This window comes from Paenibacillus sp. UNC217MF, assembly GCF_000686865.1.
Taxonomy (GTDB): Bacteria; Bacillota; Bacilli; order Paenibacillales; family Paenibacillaceae; genus Paenibacillus_B; species Paenibacillus_B suaedae.
The window spans coordinates 397,348-413,590 of sequence record NZ_KK366028.1; the positions used below are offsets into that span (position 1 = coordinate 397,348).

10 protein-coding genes are annotated in these 16,243 nt (G+C 49.8%); 7 read left to right on the forward strand and 3 right to left on the reverse strand.

Annotation, left to right across the window (positions count from 1 at the left end):
- The first annotated feature begins 69 nt into the window (after positions 1 to 69).
- The 5 genes from BP95_RS0123415 to BP95_RS0123435 all read left to right on the forward strand — a co-directional run bounded on the left by BP95_RS0123415 (position 70) and on the right by BP95_RS0123435 (position 8,067).
- Positions 70 to 1,554 (forward strand): ABC transporter substrate-binding protein, encoded by a 1,485-nt coding sequence (locus BP95_RS0123415; RefSeq protein ID WP_028533373.1) that lies wholly within the window; start codon positions 70 to 72, stop codon positions 1,552 to 1,554.
- A gap of 271 nt (positions 1,555 to 1,825) precedes the next feature.
- Complete coding sequence (locus tag BP95_RS0123420) at positions 1,826 to 3,112, forward strand: glycoside hydrolase family 125 protein (RefSeq protein WP_021257221.1); 1,287 nt, start codon at positions 1,826 to 1,828, stop codon at positions 3,110 to 3,112.
- A gap of 93 nt (positions 3,113 to 3,205) precedes the next feature.
- Entirely contained in the window at positions 3,206 to 5,923 is a 2,718-nt protein-coding gene (locus BP95_RS0123425) for an alpha-mannosidase (RefSeq protein ID WP_028533375.1), read from the forward strand.
- Between the two features lie 178 nt (positions 5,924 to 6,101).
- On the forward strand, positions 6,102 to 7,409 hold the full coding sequence (locus BP95_RS0123430) for an MFS transporter (RefSeq protein ID WP_028533376.1): 1,308 nt from the start codon (positions 6,102 to 6,104) through the stop codon (positions 7,407 to 7,409).
- A gap of 13 nt (positions 7,410 to 7,422) precedes the next feature.
- Positions 7,423 to 8,067: an ArsR/SmtB family transcription factor gene (locus BP95_RS0123435; RefSeq protein WP_028533377.1), complete on the forward strand. Its 645-nt coding sequence runs from the start codon at positions 7,423 to 7,425 to the stop codon at positions 8,065 to 8,067.
- Positions 8,068 to 8,262: 195 nt separating this feature from the next.
- Here the strand turns inward: BP95_RS0123435 and BP95_RS0123440 are convergent, their stop codons facing one another.
- On the reverse strand, positions 8,263 to 9,354 hold the full coding sequence (locus BP95_RS0123440) for a M24 family metallopeptidase (RefSeq protein ID WP_028533378.1): 1,092 nt from the start codon (positions 9,352 to 9,354) through the stop codon (positions 8,263 to 8,265).
- 321 nt (positions 9,355 to 9,675) lie between these two features.
- Between BP95_RS0123440 and alsS the strand changes: the two genes are divergently transcribed.
- Together alsS and budA are read left to right on the forward strand one after the other, a co-directional pair.
- Positions 9,676 to 11,325: an acetolactate synthase AlsS gene (gene alsS, locus BP95_RS0123445; protein WP_051614181.1), complete on the forward strand. Its 1,650-nt coding sequence runs from the start codon at positions 9,676 to 9,678 to the stop codon at positions 11,323 to 11,325.
- A 55-nt stretch (positions 11,326 to 11,380) separates the two neighbouring features.
- Positions 11,381 to 12,181 carry an acetolactate decarboxylase gene (gene budA / locus BP95_RS0123450; protein ID WP_021257215.1) on the forward strand — a complete coding sequence of 267 codons (801 nt, stop codon included), beginning with the start codon at positions 11,381 to 11,383 and terminating at the stop codon, positions 12,179 to 12,181.
- Between the two features lie 316 nt (positions 12,182 to 12,497).
- Here budA and BP95_RS0123455 read toward each other — a convergent pair whose 3' ends face one another.
- Both BP95_RS0123455 and BP95_RS0123460 read right to left on the reverse strand, forming a co-directional pair.
- Positions 12,498 to 15,065, reverse strand: coding sequence for a glycoside hydrolase family 38 N-terminal domain-containing protein (locus BP95_RS0123455; RefSeq protein WP_231515182.1), 2,568 nt, complete (start codon positions 15,063 to 15,065; stop codon positions 12,498 to 12,500).
- 211 nt (positions 15,066 to 15,276) lie between these two features.
- Entirely contained in the window at positions 15,277 to 16,236 is a 960-nt protein-coding gene (locus BP95_RS0123460) for an AraC family transcriptional regulator (protein WP_028533381.1), read from the reverse strand.
- Positions 16,237 to 16,243 lie beyond the last annotated feature (7 nt).

Genomic DNA, 16,243 nt, shown 5'->3' on the forward strand with positions numbered 1-16,243 from the left:
GCGATGATCATTGCCGCCTCTGGAAATAATATAAACATTCAGCGTGGTACAAAAAGGGGAGGTAACAAAATGGCTAAGGCAAAAAAAATGCTGATGATGACATTCTGCCTCATCATGGTTGCATCTTTGGTTCTCGCAGGTTGCGGAAATAAAAAAGATGAAGCGGCTGGCACAGCAGGAGACAAAAAAGACGAAAAGCCAGTAGAACTGATCTGGTACACGATCGGTACTCCGCAAAAAGACGTTGACAAGGTAATGGAGAAAGTCAGCGAGTACACGAAAGAAAAAATCGGCGCTACAATCAAAATGAAAATGTTCGACTGGGGCGATTACAACCAAAAGATGCAGGTAATCGCCGCTTCTGGGGAACCTTTTGATATCGCTTTCACGTCCTCTTGGGCATTTGATTATGTACAGAACGCTAAAAAAGGCGCGTTCTATGAACTGGATGAGCTGTTAGACAAATACGGTCAAGATATTAAAAAGAACGTTCATCCATCCTTCTTGGAAGGTGCTAAAATCGAAGGTAAAACATACGCGATTCCTGTAAATAAAGAGCTACCAGCTCAAAAAGTATTCCGCTTCAACAAGAAATATGTTGATAAGTACAACATCGACATCAACTCCATCAAGACTTTGGAAGATTTGGAGCCAGTTCTTGCAAAAGTAAAAGCAGGCGAGCCTGGATTGTATCCAGTGTCTGCTGACAAGCAATTCAAGTTCGGTGTTCCTTACGACTTGGTTAACGAAAACTTGCCAATCGGTGTAGCATTGACGGATACGAACGACTTGAAACTCGTCAACGTTCTGGAACAACCAGATATGATGAAGAGCTTCGAGACGATGCATGAATACTACAAAAAAGGTTACGTAAAGAAAGACGCGGCTACAGCACAAAACGGCGATGAAATGAAAACGGGCAAATGGTTCGTTGACATGCCGGACACTCAACCGTTCGCAGACAACCAATGGTCACAAACGCTCGGCTATCCAGTTGTATCTACTCCTTACACAGAGCCTTATGTTTACAACTGGTCTGTAATGGGTTCGATGCACGGTATTTCCGCGAACTCCAAGTACCCAGAGAAAGCAATGGAATTCTTGAACTTGCTCAACTCTGACAAGTACTTGCGCAACCTGGTGAACAACGGTATCGAAGACGTTCACTACAAACGTATTGACGATAGCACAGTAGAATACTTGCCTGCTAAGACAGAAGGTTACGATATGCCAGCATTTACACTTGGTAACTTCTTCATCTTGGATAAGTTGCCTTCTGACCCTAAAGATAAATGGGAACAATTCGCGAAATTCAACGATTCCGCGAAAAATGCGCCGCTTCTCGGCTTCCACTTCAACGCTGACAGCGTGAAAACTGAGATTACGGCTTTGACAAACGTAAAAGAAGAGTTCTATGCATCTCTGTATACAGGTTCTGTAGACCCTAAAGTTTACGTTCCTAAAGCAGTAGAGAAGTTCAAGCAAGCTGGCTTGGACAAAGTAATGGCTGAAATGCAAAAACAATTGGATGAGTGGAAAGCATCCAAGAAGTAATCAATATCGGGGCATGATTGAATTTCGCCCAGCAGCAGATTTGACAACTAGAGCATGGCGACAACAACGTGCAGAGCGAAATGAATAGCCCTTTGTATCCAATCAGGTGGAGCGCTTCGCTTCACCTGATTGTGTACTATTTTGGACAAATAATTGGTTGTTTTTTCACATCCTAATCATTACAATATAATTGATATATTAATTATCTTATTTGCTATAATACAAATAATTCACTTGCGTTGTGATCATAAGTGAAAAGGAGAGAGCCGACATGGAACGTCTACCACAAGCCGTGCTTCGCGTGATGGAAGAAGCAAAGACGAAATTGGCCTATAACCCGAAATTGATGGAGCAGTTCCTGAACTGCTTCCCGAATACGCTGCAAACAACAACTAAGCTGCATGAAGACGGTACATCCTACGTCTTTACTGGAGATATTCCAGCCATGTGGCTGCGCGATTCCAGCGCTCAGGTACGCCAATACATGCCGCTTGCGAAGGACGATGCGGATGTGCGACGCGTCATTGCCGGATTAGTGCGCAAGCAGCTGAAATATATTCAAATCGACCCTTATGCAAATGCATTTAATGAACAAGAAGTAGCACTGGATGAAATTCATCACCGTGACCAAACGAAGCTGAACGGCTGGGTATGGGAACGCAAGTATGAGATTGACTCCCTCTGCTATCCGCTTCAATTGTCCTATTTGTATTGGAAAGAGACAGGGGACACTTCCCTATTTGACGGTGAATATAAGACGGTTGCCCATATCATCATGGATCTGTGGACGACGGAACAGCGTCACTTTGCGCAATCGCCATACCGCTTCGAGCGGATGGATTGCCGCAAGACAGATACGCTCAAGAACAATGGCATGGGTATGCCGGTCAACTATACAGGCATGACATGGTCTGCATTCCGTCCAAGTGACGATGCGTGCACATTTGGCTATTTGGTTCCTTCCAACATGTTCGCGGTTGTTGTGCTGCGGTACTTGGAAGAAATCGCAACAACGGTTTATGAAGATGCGCCGTTTGCCGCGAAGGCTCGCGCACTGATGGAAGAAATCGACGAAGGCATTCAAGCGTACGGCATCTTCCACCACCCGAAATACGGCAAAATCTATGCTTATGAAACAGATGGCTTCGGCAACTATAACCTGATGGACGATGCGAACGTGCCTAGCTTGCTCGCGATTCCGTACCTTGGTTATACAACGGCAGACGATCCAATCTATCAAAATACACGCCGCTTCATTCTGAGTGAAGAGAATCCTTACTTCTACTCTGGTAAAGCAGCGAAGGGTATCGGCAGCCCGCATACGCCGGATCAATACATTTGGCATATTGCCTTGTCGATGCAAGGCTTGACAGCAAACTCGCAGGAAGAGATTGCTTCCCTGATCGAGCTACTCACAACGACAGATGCAGGCACAGGTTACATGCATGAAGGCTTCCATGTGGATGATCCTGCACAGTTCACACGTGAATGGTTCGCTTGGTCGAACAGCTTGTTCTCAGAACTGATTTTCCGCGAACATTGGCTTAAAGGGGAATAAGCAATAAGCAAGCCAATTGCTCATGCAGCAAAGTCAGATCATTAGGAATACTGGCACCTCTATCACACACATCATGGAAGAGAGGGAAACAACATGACAAAAAAGACAGCCCATATCATTTCTCATACACACTGGGATCGCGAATGGTATATGCCTTACGAGTATCATCACACTTTATTGATTGAATTGATGGATACGCTCCTTGATACACTCGATAACGATCCAGGCTTCAAGAGCTTCCATCTGGACGGACAAACGATCATGTTGGAAGACTACTTGCAAGTTCGCCCTGAAATGAAGGAGAAGCTGACGAAGTACATTCAAGAAGGCCGCATTCATATCGGCCCTTGGTACATCCTGCAGGATGAGTTCTTGACAAGCAGCGAGGCGAATGTGCGCAATATGCAAATCGGTCATCGCGATGCGAAGCAGTATGGCGGCAACATTTCCAAGGTTGGCTACTTCCCGGATTCATTCGGTAATATGGGCCAAGCGCCGCAGATTTTGAAGCAATCTGGCATTGATGTGGCTGTATTCGGCCGCGGTGTTAAGCCAACTGGATTCAACAACCAAGTATCGGAAGATGCAGCATATGAATCGCCGTTCTCCGAGATGATCTGGGAATCCCCAGACGGCTCGCGCGTCATCGGCATTTTGTTCGCGAACTGGTACTGTAACGGAATGGAAGTACCTGTTGATGAGCCGCAGGCAGTCGCTTATTGGGACAAGCAAATTCCGAATGCGGAGAAATTCGCATCTACACGCCACTTGTTGTTCATGAACGGGTGTGACCACCAGCCGATTCAAACGGATCTGTCCAAAGCGATTGAAGTGGCAAAGAAGCTGTTCCCGGATGTGGATTTCGTTCATTCCAACTTCAACGATTATGTAGATGAGCTTCGCAAGGAGCTGCCTGAGAACCTGCAGACAGTACACGGCGAATTGCGCAGCCAACGTACAGACGGCTGGTATACGCTCGTTAATACAGCGTCCTCCCGTGTGTACTTGAAGCAAATGAACGCAGAGAACCAGACGCTGCTTGAGAAGGTAGCAGAGCCGCTTGCGGCAATTGCGCACCAAGCAGGCAAGCCATACCCACACCACCTGTTCGTGTATGCGTGGAAGACATTGATGCAGAACCATCCGCATGATAGCATTTGCGGCTGCAGCGTGGACGAAGTGCACCGTGAAATGGTGACACGCTTCGAGAAGTCGAAGCATACAACAGAGACAATTATTAATGAAACGGTAGACAGCCTGCTGAAGCAGATTGATACATCCGTATATAGCGGCAAGCAAGCTGTGCCATTTACCGTATTCAACTCGACAGGATACAATCGCGACGGCGTAGTGGAAGTGACAATCGAATTGTCTCGCCGCTACTTCCGCGAAGCTCATCCGATGAAGCTGGCAGCGGAAATGAAGAAGGATCCAATCGTACCAGGCGCAGTTGTCGACGCAGACGGCAACGTGCTGGATTGCGAATGGGAAGATGCGGGTGTAGTCTTCGGCTATGACTTGCCGAAGGATAAATTCCGTCAGCCATATATGGCGCGTGCAGTGAAGGTGCGCTTGCAAGTACAAGACATCCCTGCATTCGGTTATAAGACGCTTGCTTGGGTGACAGGCGCATCGAAGGAGCAAGGGGCTAGCCTTGTGACAGGCGAGTTCACACTTGAAAATGATCGCTTGAAGGCAGTCGTTGCGGAAGATGGTTCGCTTACATTGACAGACAAGTCGACTGGCCATACGCATGCTGGTCTGAACGTATATGAAGATGCAGGCGACATCGGGAACGAGTACATGTTCCGCATGCCTGCAGGCTCCAAGCCGCTTACGACGGCAGGGCTGAAGGCAGAGCGCAAGGTTGTAGAAAATACGCCATACCGTGCGGTAATCGAAGTGGCGCATAACTGGAGCATTCCAGTATCCGCTGACGATAAATTGGAAGAAGAGCGCCGCGACATTGTGGACTTCAACCTTCGCAAGGCACAGCGCTCGACTGAATTGGTTACATTCCGCATCATCACTCGCTATACGCTCGATCGCGGTGCCAAGCGCGTTGATGTTCATGTAACGATGGACAACAAGTCCAAGGATCACCGCGTAAGAGCGTTGTTCCCGAGCGGCTTTGAGTCCGAAACACACTTGGCGGAATCGATCTTCGAAGCGGCACGCCGCAACAACATTCCAGCGAAGGAATGGGAGAACCCAAGCAACGATCAGCATCAGCACACATTTGTCAGCGTAAGCGACGGCAAGCTGGGCTTGACGGTTGCGAACAAGGGCTTGTTCGAATACGAAGTATCGCAAGACAACAAGAACACGATTGCAGTTACGCTGCTTCGCTCTTCCGGCGAGCTTGGCGACTGGGGCTACTTCCCGACACCAGAAGCGCAGTGCATCGGCGTTCATACGGCTGAATATGCAATCATCCCGCATGCTGGCGACGTAGTTGCTTCTGGCGCTTACGCGGAAGCACATTCGTTCCAAGTGCCTTGGGTTGTACGCCAAGTAGAAGTGCAGGAAGGCAAGTTCCCAGTGAACCATGCATTCCTGGCATGGAACGGCGAAGGCGTAGCGTTCTCCTCCTTGAAGATGGCAGAAGAGACAGGCGACATGGTCGGCCGTTGGTTCAACTTCAAGCATGAAGAAGCTTCTCTGAACGTATCGCTTCCAGAAGCTGCGAAAGGCTTCTACCGCAGCAATATCATGGAAGAAGTTCAAGAGAACATTGCTTCCACGAATAACCGTGAAGTAAGTGTTGCCTTGAGTAGTGCTGAGATCTTCTCGCTCGGTATCCAAAAATAATACGTATGATTATAGGGAAGACGCTTGCGAAGACTCGCAAGCGTCTTTTTTGTTGTCAGATGAGCTTGCACAGCAATTCATATTTATTTTGCGAACAGGAAAATACCCCCTTTACAAAAACATTTTTATCGCTAAAATAAATTTTAACGATAAAAACAACCTTAGTGGAGGGTTCCTTATGAAGCTGCTCATAAACAATCGCGCATTCCGATTTCTATGGCTTGCCCAAATCATTTCTGAGCTTGGTGACGGTATTACACGGCTCGTTGTTATCTTTCTTGTCGCTCATTTATCAAGCGATCCGCTGGCTATTAGTCTTGTCGTACTCGCTAATGTACTGCCAAGCATGCTCCTTGGAACATTCGTAGGCCCGATCGCTGATCGCTTCCAGCGCAGCCACATCATGATGGCCGCTGATATCTACCGTGCGATCATTGTTGTCCTTCTTATCGCATCCCAGCACAATTTATACGGAATTTATGCTTTAGTATTGCTGCAAAACATCGGCACCGTGTTTTTTGAGCCTGCGCGTTCCGCTATTGTGCCCAGTCTTATTGGGAAAGAGAACATCACACAGGCCGTTTCTTTCTCGCAGGCTACTTATATGGCTATGAGGCTGGTGGGGCCATCGATTGCGGGGCTGCTAATTCCACTAGGTCATTTTGACCGGCTATTCCTTTTTAATGGACTTACGTTTGTGCTGTCTGCTTTGTTTATTTACGCGATGTCCAAGGCAACACCTGCCCCTGATCGAACTCTTGAAGATATCCAAGATACACGCAGGGTGCCCGGGCAGTCGGCTGCTGAGAAGGAGCCGTACTGGCAATCTTTGAAGGCGGGGCTGCGCACGATTTACCGCCACGATGGATTATTTGCACTCCTTCTGCTGCTTGTGCCGATCATGCTTGTCATTGGTGTTATTAATACAAACTTGAATGCGGCTTTGCTGCAAACCTTCCGCATCCCGGCTGAGCATTTTGGCTTCATTTCGAGTATGGTTGCGGTAGGCAGCATATTAGGGGCGCTCGCTGCACCTCATCTCATGAAGCGGATGGCTTCCAATGTTCTGCTGCTCGGTGCTGTCGGGGTTATCGGCCTGTTCTGTTTGCTCATTGTTCCATTGCACTCGCTGTACCAAGCGAGCGGGGTTCTCAGCGTATATGTATGGTCGATTGGTCTAGGCGTATCAATTGCCTGCACGAATGTGCCGCTCAGCAGTTTGTTTATTACCATTATGCCAGATGAAATGAGAGGCCGCGGATCGGGAGTATTCGATTCTGTGTCGCAAGCCGGCACGGTTCTTGGCATAGGCATAGGTGGGTTATTCGCTTCTATGTTCGGCGTATTGCTGGCCACCGCGTTTGCCGGATTGCTGCTTGTTATTGTCGTTGTCATTTTCCCTCTGTTAAAATATAACCAAGCACTTCGGACTACGAACGAAGCGAAAATGACGGGAGGAGACCTGGCGATGTCTTCTTCAGACTAAGGGAGGGGACAGCTTGCAAGAGCAGCGAGTAATTAACGATGTCGAGCTGTTGAAGATCATGCTGGATCCACGCCGGATGCAAATATTGCGGTTTGCGCAAGACGAGCCGATTACGGTGAAGCAGATGGCAGAGATAATGGATGAGAAGCCATCCAGACTGTATTACCATGTGAAAAAGCTGGAGGAGGCTGGGCTGCTGGAGCTCGTTGAGACGAAGCAGCAGGGGAATCTAATCGAGAAGTATTATCTTGCAAATCAAGAGAAGCGTAGCTATACGTTGGGGAAGGAATTATCACAGGAGCATTCCAGTCTGATTGTCCAAGAGCTTCTGCGCATTACCCATCAAGGTATAGATGTAATCGAGGACGGAATGCGAAAAGGACAGTACGGAGAGGACTTGCTTGCGGAAGCAAAGATTGCCTATTCGTCCATGACGCCGATGGAATGGGCGGAGAAAGCGTATTATGTACAGCAAGCAACCTCAGCTAATTACACGCCGCCACCTTTCAATCCAGACGAGTCCTCGATTGCTAATGATGAACAATTGCGAGAGCAGACGACCAAGGATGAATACGTGTTCGTCATGCTCAGCTACCGCCTAAAAGATGTCCCGAACCGGGAATCTGTCGATGGCAACGAGAATATGAATCATGAGTGATGGATGAGTGATGGATATTTGATGGTAATCTTTGTTCAAATTTGGGACAATGTTGAGGTTAATCGAATATGCAGAAGAACACCCATCCTCCATGCTTGAGATGAGCAGGAGGGTGGGTGTTTGTTTTTGGAGGTTTGTAAGGTACATACAATGCTTCTCCAAGTTGTGTATGGAATCGGTTAGAACAGAAATGCGTTACCCGCCGATGATCGTTAGTTCCTTCGGATAAGAAGTCAATACCTCAACACCGTCTGCGGTTACGATGACATCATCCTCGATGCGCACGCCAGCCACCTTCGGCACATAGATGCCCGGTTCAATCGTGAACAGCATGCCCGGCTCAAGCACATCCTCGTTGCGCTCATGTACAGATGGGTACTCATGGACATCGATGCCGAGGCCATGACCGAGACGATGGGTGAAATAATCTCCGTAGCCTTTGTCCGCAATGACCTTGCGTGCTGTGCGATCAAGGCTGCCGAACGTAACACCTGGCTTCACAGCTTCAATGGCTGCCATGTTCGCGGCGAGCACCGTATTGTAAATTTCCTTGCAAGTATCATTCACTTCACCTACGGCGAATGTGCGCGTAATGTCAGAGGCATACCCGTTCGCGTATACGCCCATATCGAACAAGAGAAGCTCGCCTTCCTTGATTTTGCGGGAACCTGGTACGCCGTGCGGGAGTGCTGCATTCTCTCCAGCCAGCACCATCGTGCTGAAGGATGGACCGTCTGAACCAAGCTTCTTCATCAAATATTCAAGCTCTGCCACCATTTCGATTTCACTCATGCCTACTTTAACTCGGCTTACGCCTTCCAGCAGAACAGCTTCGACAAGTCGAACTGCTTCCTTCATGCGAACGACTTCTTCTTCCGACTTGATAACACGCATCGCCTGCAGAATTGGGCCTGCATCTACGAAGCTTTCCGCTGCTGTGGCACTCGTTAATGCTTCATAGCGCTGTACGGACATATGTCCCTTCTCGATCGCGAAGCGAGCTGCCTGCTGTGGCAGATGCTGCTTCAGGATGTCATAGGGGTTGTCTGTATCTGTATGGGTAGCAATCTGTTGCACCACAGATACAGCGGCTGCTTTGTCCCCGTCCAGTACAGGTACAATGAGTGTTGGTTCGCCTTGTTGAGGGACTACGATTCCAAGGAAGCGCTCATGCGGATCACAAGCAAAGCCAGTCAAATAATAGACATGTTTCGGATCGGTAATCAGCATCACGTCAATGCCGCTTTGCTCCATGGCGGAATGGAGCTTGTTCCATTTATCATTCATCGAAAATCTATCCTTTCGTACGTTGGAATTAGGTGGTGTAAGGTCATTGTTATTATTGCTTCTATTTTCGACTGTATCATGACCGATTGAAAATTGCGAATAGACAAAATAAAAAAAAGGAGTATTATATATAATACAGACTGATTATTTTCATGTGTTTTCACAACATGTGTTCTATACTGTACTATTATTATGCCAATTATCGCCATGAGGAAAGGAATGACCGTCATGAACACTACGAAGACTCGCACGAACCATCAAGCAAGCGAACGCGTTGAAAACCATCGAGTTGATTCCGTTACCCATTCACAATCACCCACTATGCGTGGAGCAGACATTGTCGTAGACTGCCTGAATCGTCAAGGCGTCACTCATATATTTGGAATTCCAGGGGCTAAGGTTGACAGCGTTTTTGACGCACTTGTTGATCGTGGCCCCTCTTTAATTGTGTGTCGGCATGAACAGAACGCAGCGTTCATGGCTGCCGCGGTAGGACGATTAACAGGCAAACCTGGGGTATGCCTGGTGACATCTGGACCAGGGGCCTCCAACTTGGCAACAGGTCTTGTTACTGCAACGGCGGAAGGTGATCCGGTGGTTGCTTTAGGTGGCGCTGTATCACGCGCAGATCGCTTGAAGCGGACACACCAATCCATGGACAATGCAGCACTGTTCCAGCCGGTAACGAAGTACAGCGCAGAAGTGCAGCATCCAGACAACCTGCCGGAGGTCCTGACGAACGCCTTCCGTGCAGCGACCTCGCCGCGTCAGGGCGCAGCCTTCGTCAGCCTGCCGCAGGATGTAATTACTAGCCCGGTACAGGTATCGGCGATTGGGCCATTGCCTTCGCCACGGCTTGGAGCGGCTCCTTCCGAAGGAATAGCCGAGGCGGCTGAAGCATTGCGCAGTGCCCGCATCCCGGTCATTCTCCTTGGGATGCGGGCAAGCTCGCCGGAAGCAGTCTATGCGATTCGGCAGTTGGTCGCACATACCAACATTCCGGTTGTAGAGACCTTCCAAGCGGCAGGTGCCATCTCTCGCGAATTGGAGGCTCACTTCTTCGGCCGTATCGGATTGTTCCGCAATCAGCCGGGGGATGAGCTGATTGAACAATCGGATGTGGTGCTGACCATCGGGTACGATCCCGTGGAATACGATCCGAAGTTCTGGAATCATGATGGCAAGCGCCACATCATTCATCTCGATGATGTCCAAGCCGACATTGATCATGATTACCAGCCTGAGATGGAGCTGCTCGGAAGCATCGATCGTACCGTGCAGGAATTGACGAAGCACTTGGCCGGCTTGCAGCGGACGCCAGAAGCGAAGTTGCTGTGCGATTCCTTGCTTGCGAAGCTGGTAGAGGCGTGCGAGCCGCCGCAGAAGGTGAAGCCGGGAACGGTTCATCCCTTGCAAATTATTCATGGTCTGCGCAGCGTCATCGATGACAACGTTACGGTAACGTGTGACGTGGGCTCTCATTATATATGGATGGCGCGTTACTTCCGCTCTTATGAGCCGCGCCGCCTGCTGTTCAGCAATGGCATGCAGACACTTGGCGTCGCCTTGCCTTGGGCCATCGCCGCTGCCTTGGTTCGTCCGAATGAGAAGGTGGTATCCGTATCAGGGGATGGGGGCTTCTTGTTCTCTGCGATGGAGCTTGAAACAGCCGTACGCTTGAAGCTGCCGATTGTCCATCTCGTCTGGAATGACGGCACGTACGATATGGTTGCGTTCCAGCAGCAAATGAAATATGGCCGGACTGCAGGTGTCGAATTCGGCCAGCCGGACATGGTGCAGTATGCAGAGAGCTACGGAGCCACTGGCTACCGTGTCACGGATCCTGCCGAACTGGTACCGACACTGAGGAAGGCGCTTGAAGTAGAAGGGCCCGTCGTTATCGACATTCCGGTCGATTACAGTGATAATATCGCGCTTGGAGATACGCTACTCCCAGACCAATTCCACTAAGAGTGCATCTGGCAGCGTGGGAAAGTACAGCTTGCTACAAGGAGGAACAGATAAGATGAATGCCGTATTGGAACATCCATTCAACGAAACATTACGTCCATCGGACTCATATACAACAACGGAACGAGAAGCGGAACACCGCTCAGAGCAGCCGAGCACCATTTTCCAGACATCTACCATGAGCGCCCTGCTCGACGGTGTATTCGAGGGGAGCATGACAATGGCTGAGCTGAAGCAGCATGGCGACTTCGGTATAGGCACATTCAATGAATTGGATGGGGAATTAATCGCCTTCGATGGAGACTATTATCGCCTGCGCTCCGACAGCAGTGTAACGCCCGTGAAGCCGGAAGACGGAACTCCATTTGCTTCCGTAACGTTCTTCCAGCCAGTCAAGACATTCCGTGTGAACCAGCCAATGAGCCGCAGCCAGCTAGAGCAGCTGATAGACAGCCTGCTCCCGAGCCTGAACCTGTTCTATGCGATTCGTATTGACGGGGAGTTCGAATGTGTAGTAACACGTACCGTTGCGAAGCAGAAGCCGCCATTCCGCCCGTTCTTGGAGGCAATCGAATCTCAGCCAACATTCACATTGGAGAAGAAAAAGGGAACTGTAGCAGCGTTCCGCATGCCAGCATTTGCTCAAGGAATAGCTGTAGCGGGCTATCACCATCACTTCGTTGATGATGCGCGCACAGGCGGCGGGCATGTGCTGGACTTGCAGCTTAAATCAGGCATCGTGCAGATAGGCAAGCCGTCAGAGGTGCATATGCATTTCCCTGAGACCGAAGCGTTCATGAACGCTGACCTGACGAGCCGCGATCTCGATGCAGAAATTGCGAAGGCAGAAGGTTGATCCGATAGTCAAGCCTGCTGGTAAGCAAACGTAGAACCCGCACGTTGAACGAACGAATCGTACCCCCGTACAACGTACTCGTACATTCATAGTACCCGTACAGTGTGCATTTGAATTGCAGCATCAGCGTGTACATGAGTAAGTTTACAATATGCCAAGAAGGCCTGAATGGGAGAGAATGGAGCCCGTTTGGGTCTTTTTTTATTAAGGAGACAAGGTTGTGTGTGATGGCTAATGAAGGGTAAATCCCCTGATGCCTTGATGGGAGTGGACATCAGGGGGCGGATGATACTGCACTTTGAAAGATGCGGCAGCCTTAACTCATGCGAGCGACAGTAAACGATGTGGCAAGCGTGGAAATTTCATTGGACAATTGCGCTGCGCTTACATCATGACGCAATTCCACAGCATAACAGAATTCGTAGAAACCTCCGAGTGTGGCTTTGAAATTCGTTTCCCAATAGTTCGTCATTAACCAAGCATAGGTAGACGGCTTAGCGTCCAGCGACTGCTGGGTATGAACAAGTCTGCGGCCATGCTCAAGCGATCCCAGTTGCAGCAGCGGTGTATCGGGCATAGCGAGAAGCAGTGTAAGCTCTTCGGACTGTGAACCTGTATAGTCTGTCACTGGAGGTTTATCGCTAGGATCAGCTGAATTAGGATGCGATGCATGCGTATGATTGCACCATGCCAGACCTTCTTGAATGCACGTATAATCCAGGCACGTGCCTGGCAGCTGATCGATCCATGGACGTACGATGGCTCCTGCTTTCTCTACATACAAGGTATCTTTGTGATGTTCGCCAGTCGTGAACGGCAGTGCGACATATACGTTCTCGGGAAGCCATACGCTGTCTTTGTGAAGCCGAACAGATATCTCGACCCGATTCGATGCAGCATGTACCTTCAGGAATAGTGCGTAATAGCTCATTCCTTCGATCACGTAAGTCAGCTCTATTGTCGCATATAACGGACCATTCTCGATTGGACGTGCACGGACGAGGCGACCGGTGCTTCGCTCTACGTTTATACCCTTGCGATTGCGTCCCATCCGGCTGCGAACAGCCCAGACTTGGCTCTGATCGCTTGAATCAGCAGCCGGAGTGACCTCGTAAATGGGTGTGAATGCACCGTGCTCGCGATTGGCTGCCAGCATTTCGCATCCCGTTTGTTTATCGATCCAAGAGATAATGCCCTCGTTTTCCTTCCATTCAATCCGTACATAGGGTGATTCAATCGAATGCTGAGCAATACGAATAGGACCATGTGCAGACTCTTCTGCATGCAAGTCCTCCATATCATAGACTCGATCACTTCCCATCAGGCGGGTATTGGATGTTGTCAGATTTGTAGGGCGAGCTGGTGCCTTACGAAGGTTCAGGAAGCACTCTTCACCTCGACCGAGCGTGACTTGAACGACAACGGACTGTGGGTGAGGGGACTGATGCGGAAGCACATTCCCGGTTCCTTCATGTACGACTTCCAATCCACCTTCGAATAGAGCAGGCTCCCATCCGTCCAAGGATAGGGTGACAAGCTTGGCAGCGGGTGCATGCTCCGTGTTCACAATGCGATAGCGGAATGGACGCTCAGGATATAGAGGTGCAGCACCTTGCGCGAACAGCACCTGATCCAGCGCTTGGTGCGCAAGGCGGCTGGCCTCGGCTGCATAGGCCTGCTTGCGTACTTCGAGCAGCTGTACGTTCGGGTGCCATGGCTCATAGATGGAGGAGTGGTAGCCCCATGTATGTTCCGCATACATGACAAGTGCTTGCTCGACTTGATTCAGCTTCGAGATGTCCACGATGCTAGCCTTAGGATCGAGGCGCTTCACCTTGCGCAGTGTGCGCTGTGCGTCACGGAACAGCTGTGTATGCATGGCAGTTGAGCTGACGCCGTCAGACCACCAATCCGGCCAATCTCCTGTATAGACCGGTAATTGGTCTACATCTTCCTGCTTCAATCTAGCAAAGAAATCATGAAGCGTCGTCATCTCGATGCGTATCGAATCGCCGTATTGAGCGTTCCAATTACGAATGAATTCCATAATCCGGCCGTTGGGTGCAGCATTGTCTGTGCCTAGACCAGACAGCATGACCGGCACAAAGTCATAGGGATATCCTTCTTCCTCAAGCCGGCATAAATAACGGTGCATACGGATACGGGCAATAGCGTCATGATGAGCATCTATTAACTGGTTATCGAATTCGTCTTGGATCATATACTTGCCGAGTGCACCGGGACATAAGCCAAGCTCGTTGCCGAACATGTAGTGCTCTCCGTTCCAGACGAGCAATCTCTCGCCATTCGGCGCCTGCCACCAGAAGGGCGTCTGCTTGCGGCCAAGTGCGAACATGCCGTGGTGGGTGTGGATGCAGCTGAATAAATGCTTGATGCCATTGTCGAGGAGGCTCTGGGCATACCCCCATCCATAACCGTTAATGTCAGCAGTCATCGCTGAGTCCACATGTTGTCCAATCGACTCTGCGTATGTCTGTGCTTTACGATGAATGCTATGCAATAAGGAATAGTCCGGCAGCTCCGTCATATTCAAATACGTACCGGACAGCTCGATGCTGCCGCTGCGCACAGCCTCCGCGAATTGCTCGCGCTCCTTCTCCGAAGCTTGCTCCAAGAAACGTTCCACTGCCCAGAATGTCTCGCAAGTCCAGCGGAATCCCCTCCATTCCGGCTTCATTCCGTTCGATGCTTGCTGTACAATGTTCAGCGCTTGTCGAATAAATTCAACGTGATAGCGCTCGATCTTCTCCTGGCGTTCCGTATATCCGATGTCCGTATGGGAGTGGTGTATCGCATAAATGGTCCAAGTCCGCTTCGGGGATGGGATTATCGCACGTGCGATATGCTGTTCGATGTTCATCATGTAAGGCCTCCAATTCCATTTCAGCTAGGTAACAAGTAATGAAAGAAACCTTCCGCTCCATTCCGGCTTCAGAAGGTCAGTGACATGGCAGCGAAGAGCAGAGATTGTGTACCCCTGTCTTCTCTTCTCTCCTGTATGCCCTCATTGTAAGAAATGGTGGGAAGGTTGTATTTGGACTGGTTGGCTTTGTTTTTGTAAAATACGGACATCATTATGCGTTCGGACGTTGACTCGGATCTGTATCGAGATGAGCGCGATGGAGATCACGGCGACGGTAACGTGCAGGAGATACTCCGAGCAGCTGAGTGAATACTCTTGTAAAATAATGCACCGACTCGAAGCCACACTGCTCAGCGATATGCTTAATGGCTGCATCAGTATCGAGTAGAAGCTCCTTCGCCAATTGGATGCGCCGTTCTTGTACATAATGGACGAACGTCTGACCGCCATGCTGCATGAACAGTCGGGATAGATGACGGGGAGAAATGTGCAAATGCTGTGCCACGATCTCAAGCGACAGCGGTTCACTAAGGTTATCCGCTAAGTATAGACAGGCTCTGCGGAACAGATCATTCGTGCCGATAGACATGTTCGCGGCGCCTATGGACACTTCCGGGAGCTGGTAGGTATGCGGCGCGAATAGCGGCAGCATCGAATACAGCAGTGCCCCAGCTGTCGATTGCAGCACCGCAATCGGGTAAGCGGCTTGTCCCTGCCCATTCCCGTTATCGAACATGTACAGCAAGGCGCCCCACAGCGCTGCTGTTGCTGACTTCTCAGCTGAAGGAATAACAGGGACGGCATCTTGCGCCAGTACTTGATAGGCACGAGCGTAAGCATCTGCCGAATCTGATTCGATGATGTCGAAGGCGACGTAACATAGCGCAAGACCCTCGTCACTGCGAATCTGATGCCAGATGCCAGGTCGGGAACAGAAGGCGGTTCCTGAGGATAGCAGATAATGCTTGCCATCGTCGATATATTCTCCGCTCCCTTCCATGACGTAGCACATTTCAAAAAAAGAATGTCGATGCAGCGTGTTATGGTAATGTTGGGGCATGAAGCCCCAGTAATGGACGCGATAGCGCACAGGCCCGCAGTCGATCTGGGTGGCGTATATATTGAGCGCATGATTTGCTTTTTTGTATGCTATAGGACTCGCATTCATCATATGTACT

Coding starts and splice junctions, on each gene's coding strand:
- BP95_RS0123415 (WP_028533373.1), top strand. CDS start 70: ATGGCTAAGGCAAAAAAAATGCTGATGATGACATTCTGCCTCATCATG.
- BP95_RS0123420 (WP_021257221.1), top strand. CDS start 1,826: ATGGAACGTCTACCACAAGCCGTGCTTCGCGTGATGGAAGAAGCAAAG.
- BP95_RS0123425 (WP_028533375.1), top strand. CDS start 3,206: ATGACAAAAAAGACAGCCCATATCATTTCTCATACACACTGGGATCGC.
- BP95_RS0123430 (WP_028533376.1), top strand. CDS start 6,102: ATGAAGCTGCTCATAAACAATCGCGCATTCCGATTTCTATGGCTTGCC.
- BP95_RS0123440 (WP_028533378.1), bottom strand. CDS start 9,354: ATGAATGATAAATGGAACAAGCTCCATTCCGCCATGGAGCAAAGCGGC.
- alsS (WP_051614181.1), top strand. CDS start 9,676: ATGCGTGGAGCAGACATTGTCGTAGACTGCCTGAATCGTCAAGGCGTC.
- budA (WP_021257215.1), top strand. CDS start 11,381: ATGAATGCCGTATTGGAACATCCATTCAACGAAACATTACGTCCATCG.
- BP95_RS0123455 (WP_231515182.1), bottom strand. CDS start 15,065: ATGATGAACATCGAACAGCATATCGCACGTGCGATAATCCCATCCCCG.
- BP95_RS0123460 (WP_028533381.1), bottom strand. CDS start 16,236: ATGATGAATGCGAGTCCTATAGCATACAAAAAAGCAAATCATGCGCTC.